This window comes from Micromonospora sp. DT4 (assembly GCF_049841675.1).
GTDB lineage: Bacteria > Actinomycetota > Actinomycetes > Mycobacteriales > Micromonosporaceae > Micromonospora.
Map to the genome: position 1 here is coordinate 1 of NZ_JBNCKT010000190.1, position 5899 is coordinate 5899.

General features: G+C 70.1%; 5 protein-coding genes. 3 read left to right on the forward strand and 2 right to left on the reverse strand.

Going from position 1 to position 5899, the window contains the following annotated elements:
• The first annotated feature begins 512 nt into the window (after positions 1 to 512).
• Positions 513 to 809: a DUF1540 domain-containing protein gene (locus tag ACLQ24_RS28165; protein ID WP_355063537.1), complete on the forward strand. Its 297-nt coding sequence runs from the start codon at positions 513 to 515 to the stop codon at positions 807 to 809.
• Between the two features lie 17 nt (positions 810 to 826).
• On the opposite strand, the gene ACLQ24_RS28170 is transcribed toward ACLQ24_RS28165, so the two are convergent.
• A complete protein-coding gene (locus ACLQ24_RS28170) occupies positions 827 to 2827 on the reverse strand; it encodes a protein meaA (RefSeq protein WP_425894768.1) in 2001 nt (666 codons plus the stop codon).
• Positions 2828 to 2978: 151 nt separating this feature from the next.
• Between ACLQ24_RS28170 and ACLQ24_RS28175 the strand changes: the two genes are divergently transcribed.
• Positions 2979 to 3830, forward strand: a complete 852-nt coding sequence (locus tag ACLQ24_RS28175) for an ABC transporter ATP-binding protein (RefSeq protein WP_425894769.1) — start codon at positions 2979 to 2981, stop codon at positions 3828 to 3830.
• Complete coding sequence (locus ACLQ24_RS28180) at positions 3827 to 4672, forward strand: ABC transporter permease (protein ID WP_425894770.1); 846 nt, start codon at positions 3827 to 3829, stop codon at positions 4670 to 4672. The genes ACLQ24_RS28175 and ACLQ24_RS28180 overlap by 4 nt, the downstream gene beginning before the upstream one ends.
• Positions 4673 to 4716: 44 nt before the next feature.
• Here ACLQ24_RS28180 and ACLQ24_RS28185 read toward each other — a convergent pair whose 3' ends face one another.
• Positions 4717 to 5565, reverse strand: coding sequence for a 3-hydroxyacyl-CoA dehydrogenase family protein (locus ACLQ24_RS28185; RefSeq protein WP_425894771.1), 849 nt, complete (start codon positions 5563 to 5565; stop codon positions 4717 to 4719).
• Positions 5566 to 5899 lie beyond the last annotated feature (334 nt).

A 5899-nucleotide genomic window follows, 5' to 3' on the forward strand; every position in this document is an offset into this window, starting at 1 on the left:
TACGCAGGATCGTGGTCATAGGGGGTAGCTCCTTCGGGGGTAGGAAACACCCACACATCCCGGGGGGATCGGATGACATGGGTGTGAGCACCTCGTCCGGCGCTGCACGGAACAGGGGAAAAGTCTGGGGGCGGCGGCGGGCTCGTCGCGCCGCGAACCGGATGTAACGACCGGCCGATCGGGGTCATTCCCGGGGTTGTCCACCGGGCGGAACCGGATCCTGCCGGGCGGGCGGCGGGGCCCGCGGCCGTTCGGGGCTGCACAACGACCCGGCCGGGCCGGTCATTCCCACCCGGTCTGGCGGGGCGGGCGAACGGCCGTGGTCCTGCGATCGTCAGGGTGTGTAACGACCCCCGGCCCGCCGCGATTCCGCCCGACGGATGCGACCGGTCACACCCCAACCCGCCCAGAAACGGACATCCGCGTCCATCGGGGGGCGGTGGACGCAGTTGACAGGGTGCGTCCACTGACAAATGCCTAGGATCGTGACAAACAGCCTAGAGGAGGTCGGCATGACCACTGCAATGGAGATGCCCCGGGTCCAGGAGTGCGTGGTCGCTGCGTGCGCGTACAACCAGGGCGGTGACTGCCACGCCTTCGCGATCACCATCGGCAGCATGGACCACGCGCACTGCCACACCTTCGTCGAGTCACCCGTCCGGGGCGGGGTGGACGGCCTCACCGCGCAGGTGGGCGCCTGCCAGCGTTCCGACTGCCGACACAACGAGCAGTTGGAGTGCCACGCGTCGTCCATCAAGGTCGGCCCGGACAACGACATGGCCGACTGCATGACGTACGCCGGCCGTTGACCCCTTCGACAACCCGATCAGGGCAGGTCGTTGGCCTGCCGGATGACCGTCACCAGGTCGTCGATGATCCCGGTGAGGGCGAAGTCCTTCGGCGTGAAGACCCGGGCCACCCCGGCGGCTCGCAGGGTGTCGGCGTCGCCGGCGGGGATGATGCCGCCCACCACCACCGGCAGGTCCGCCCGGCCGGCGGCGCGCAGCCCGTCCAGCACCGCGGGTACGGCGGCCAGGTGCGAGCCGGACAGCACGGACAGCCCGACCAGGTCGACGTCCTCCTCGACGGCGGCGGCCACGATCTGTCCGGCGGTCAGCCGGATGCCCTGGTAGACGACCTCGAAGCCGGCGTCGCGGGCGCGTACCGCGATCTGCTCCGCGCCGTTGGAGTGCCCGTCCAGGCCGGGCTTGCCGACGAGCAGCCGCAGCCGGCCGGTGCCCAGCTCCCGGGCGGTGGCCGCGACCCGCTCGCGGACGGCCGCGATGCCCGGCTCGCCGCCGCTGCCGGTGGCGCCGGCCAGGCCGGTCGGTGCCCGGTACTCCCCAAACACCTCGCGCAGCGCGCCGGCCCACTCGCCGGTGGTCACCCCGGCCCGCACACAGTCAAGGGTCGCCGGCATCAGGTTGGTGGTGGTCGCGGCGTCCGCGCGGAGCCGGGCCAGCGCCGCGTCGACCACGGCCGCCTCCCGGTCGGCCCGCCATCGGCGTACGCCCTCCACGGCGGCCGACTCGACCGCGGGATCGACCTGCTCGACGGCTTGCGCACCGGCGGCGGTCAGCGGAGAGGGTTCGGTCTCGGCGTACCGGTTGACGCCGATCACCACGTCGACGCCGGACTCCATCCGGCGACGGCGTTCGGCCAGCGAGGCGACCAGCGCGCTCTTGAGGTAGCCGGTCTCCACGGCGGCCACCACGCCGCCCAGCTCCAACACGGCGTCCAGCTCGGCCCGTGCCCCGGTGACGATCTCGTCGACGAGCGCGGTCATCACGTGCGAGCCGGCGAAGAGGTCGGGGTATTCGAGCAGGTCCGACTCGTACGCCAGGACCTGCTGCATCCGTAGCGACCACTGCTGGTCCCAGGGGCGGGGCAGGCCGAGCGCCTCGTTCCAGGCGGGTAGCTGCACGGCGCGGGCACGGGCGTCGCGGGACATCGTCACGCCGAGCAGCTCCAGCACGATCCGCTGGATGTTGTTCTCCGGCTGCGCCTCGGTGAGGCCGAGCGAGTTGACCTGCACGCCGTAGCGGAACCGCCGCTGCCGGGCCTCGGTCACGCCGTACCGGTCCCGGGTGATCTCGTCCCAGAGCACGCCGAACGCGCGCATCTTGGCGATCTCCTCGACGAATCGCACGCCCGCGTTGACGAAGAACGAGACGCGCTGCACCACGTCGCCCATCCGCTCGGCGGGCACCTGACCGGAGTCGCGGACCGCGTCGAGGACGGCGACGGCGGTGGCCAGCGCGAAGCCGACCTCCTGCACGGGCGTCGCGCCGGCCTCCTGGAGGTGGTACGAGCAGATGTTGACCGGGTTCCACTTCGGCATCGTCGTCAGCGTGTGGGCGATGACGTCCGCGGTCAGCCGCAGCGAGGCCGCCGGCGGGAAGATGTACGTCCCCCGGGACAGGTACTCCTTGATGATGTCGTTCTGGGTGGTGCCGGAGAGCATGTCGACGGTCCACCCCTGCTCCATCGCGACGGTCCCGTAGAGGGAGAGCAGCCACATCGCGGGCGCGTTGATGGTCATCGAGGTGTTCATCTCGGCGAGCGGGATGCCGTCGAAGAGCGCCCGCATGTCCCCCAGGTGGGCCACCGGCACGCCGACCCGGCCGACCTCACCGGCGGCCAGCTCGTGGTCGGGGTCGTACCCGGTCTGGGTGGGCAGGTCGAAGGCGACCGACAGGCCGGTCTGCCCCTTGGCGAGGTTGCGGCGGAAGAGCGCGTTCGTCGCAGCGGCCGACGAGTGGCCGGCGTACGTGCGCATCACCCACGGGCGGTCCCGCTCGGGCAACCGGCTCGGCGTCTCATCCATGGCCGGAGTCTAAGTTACCGTTCAGTAGAAGAGGTTGTGGAAAACCACACAGGTCCATGTCGAGAACGCCGGGGTGCGAAGCGCGCGCGGTGGCGCGGACCGCCACACCCCGGGCACCCGCCGATCGCCACCAGGACGCACACTTGACGTCATGGATGACGAGCTGGCCATCTCCGTCCGAGGGCTGCGCAAGGCGTACGGCGACAACGTGGCGGTGGCGGGCGTGGACCTCGACGTCCACCGGGGCGAGGTGTTCGCGTTGCTCGGCCCGAACGGCGCGGGCAAGACCACCACCGTGGAGATCCTGGAGGGCTACCGGCACCGGGACGCCGGCGAGGTGACCGTGCTCGGCGCGGACCCGGCCCGACCGGACGCCGACTGGCGCTCCCGAGTCGGCATCGTGTTGCAGGGCACCGGCGAATTCGACGAGCTGACCGTCGCGGAGGTGGTCCGGCACTTCTCCGGGTTCTACCCCGACGCGGACGACCCCGCCAAGGTGGTCGAGCGGGTCGGGCTGGCCGCGAAGGCGTCGGCGCGTACGCACACCCTCTCCGGCGGGCAGAAGCGCCGCCTCGACGTGGCGCTGGGCATCATCGGCCGTCCCGAACTGCTCTTCCTCGACGAGCCGACCACCGGCTTCGACCCGGAGGCCCGCCGCGAGTTCTGGGAGCTGATCCGCGACCTCGCCGCAGCCGGCACCACGATCGTGCTCACCACGCACTACCTGGACGAGGCGGAGGCGCTCGCCGACCGGGTCGGTGTGATCGCCGGCGGCCAGCTGGTCGAGGTGGCCGCGCCGAACCAGCTCGGCAATCGCCAGGAGGCCCTGGCGACGGTCTCCTGGCGTACCCCCGAAGGGACGCTGGAGAGCGCGCAGAGCGCGACGCCGACGGCCCTCGTGGCCGACCTGGCCGCGCGCTACGGCGGCGAGGTCCCCGGGCTCACGGTGACCCGGCCGACCCTGGAGGACGTCTACCTCACGATGATCGGACATGCGCGATGACGACCACGACGAAGCCGGCCGCACCGATCACCGCCGGCTGCGGCCGCCCGCCCCGCGCCGGCGCGCTCGCCCTGCGCCAGGGCCGACTGGAGATCACGCAGTTCCTGCGTAGCCGGGAGTCCGTGGTCTTCACGATGGGCTTCCCCATCATCATGATCCTGATCTTCGCGTCGATCTTCGACGGGACGATCGGCGGCGGGGTCAAGTTCACCCAGTACTTCATCACCGGCATGATCGCGACCGGCCTGATGACGGTGAGCTTCCAGAACCTGGGCATCTGGATCCCGATCGAGCGGGACCGGGGCGTGCTCAAGCGCTACCGGGGCACGCCGATGCCGAAGTGGGTCTGGTTCGCCGGCAAGGTGATCATGGTGGTGGCCATCGGGATCGCCGAGACCGCGCTGCTGCTGGCCGTCGCGGTGGCACTGTTCGACCTCGACCTGCCCGGCAGCGCCGGGAAGTGGTTCACCTTCGGCTGGGTCTGCGTGCTCGGGGTGACCGCGTGCACCCTGTGCGGCATCGCCATCTCGTCGCTGGCCCGCACCGCCCGCAGCGGCTCGGCCGTGGTCACCCCGGTGGCCCTGGTGCTCCAGTTCATCTCCGGGGTGTTCTTCGTCTTCACCGACCTGCCCACCTGGATGCAGCAGGTGGCGGCGTTCTTCCCGCTGAAGTGGATGTGTCAGGGGCTGCGGGCGGTCTTCCTGCCGGAGAGCTTCGGAGCGCAGGAGCCGGGCGGCTCGTTCGAGCTGGGGCGGGTGGCGCTGGTGCTGGCCCTGTGGTGCGTGATCGGCCTGGTGCTCTGCCTGACCACCTTCCGCTGGACCACCAAGCGCGACGGGTGAGCGGGCCGACCGGGGCGGACAGCACCGCCCCGGTCGTCATCCACTCAGTACGTGTAGAAGCCCTTGCCGGTCTTGCGGCCCAGGTCACCGGCGGTGACCATGCGCTGGAGCAGCTCCGGCGGGAAGAACTTCTCGTCAGCCGTGTCGGTGTAGATGTTCTTCGAGGCGTGCAGCAGCACGTCCACCCCGGTCAGGTCGGTGGTGGCCAGCGGGCCCATGGCGTGCCCGAAGCCCAACCGGCAGGCGGTGTCCAGGTCCTCCGCGGACACCACGCCGGACTCGACCAGCTTGACCGCCTCCATCACCAGCGCGGAGATCAGTCGCGTGGTGACGAAGCCGGCGATGTCCCGGTTGACCACGACGACCGTCTTGCCGAGCTCCTCGGCGAAGGCCCGCGCCGTGTCCAGGGTCGCGTCGCTGGTCTTGTAGCCGCGCACCAGCTCGCAGAGCTGCATCATCGGCACCGGGGAGAAGAAGTGGGTGCCGACGACGGCCTCGGGCCGCTCGGTGACCGCCGCGATCTGGGTGACCGGAATGGCCGACGTGTTGGTGGCGAGCACCGCGTCGGACTTGCAGATCTTGTCCAGCGCCCGGAACACCTCGTGCTTGATCTCCAGCCGTTCGAAGACCGCCTCGACCACGATGTCCGCGTCCGCCGCCGCCTCCAGGTCGGTGGTCGGGGTGATCCGGGCCAACGTCGCCTCGACGTCGGACGCCTCGATCTTGCCCTTCTCGGCGAACTTCTCCAGCGACTTCCGGATGCCGCCGAGCCCCCGGGTGGTGGCCGCGTCGTCCAGGTCGCGCAGCGTCACCTGCCAGCCCGCCTGCGCCGCCACCTGGGCGATGCCGGAGCCCATCAGCCCGGCCCCGACGACCGCGAGTCGACCCGCCATCTGCTTCTCCCTCGCTGCGATTGAGTGCCTGCCTGCACCCCTAGCTTGTCGTTTAACCTGCCGGGCTGGTCGATATAACCCAGGGCGATCATGGGGGCAGCCCTCGCGTGATCATGATTCTTTACGAAGGTCCACAAATCGGCTGGTTCCCATCCATGGCGGACCTGTGGAAGTCCCTCAACCGGATATAGCGCATAGATCATATCAAGTGGCTGTGGGTCGTTCTCTGGTGCCGTTGGTGAGATGGCCCCCACTGTTTTTATCGAGACATCCCCATGGTTTGGTTGGCTTGGTTGGTTGGTTGGGTTGGTTGGTTGTGGGGGGTGTGGGTTGT

Coding starts and splice junctions, on each gene's coding strand:
- ACLQ24_RS28170 (WP_425894768.1), bottom strand. CDS start 2,827: ATGGATGAGACGCCGAGCCGGTTGCCCGAGCGGGACCGCCCGTGGGTG.
- ACLQ24_RS28165 (WP_355063537.1), top strand. CDS start 513: ATGACCACTGCAATGGAGATGCCCCGGGTCCAGGAGTGCGTGGTCGCT.
- ACLQ24_RS28175 (WP_425894769.1), top strand. CDS start 2,979: ATGGATGACGAGCTGGCCATCTCCGTCCGAGGGCTGCGCAAGGCGTAC.
- ACLQ24_RS28180 (WP_425894770.1), top strand. CDS start 3,827: ATGACGACCACGACGAAGCCGGCCGCACCGATCACCGCCGGCTGCGGC.
- ACLQ24_RS28185 (WP_425894771.1), bottom strand. CDS start 5,565: ATGGCGGGTCGACTCGCGGTCGTCGGGGCCGGGCTGATGGGCTCCGGC.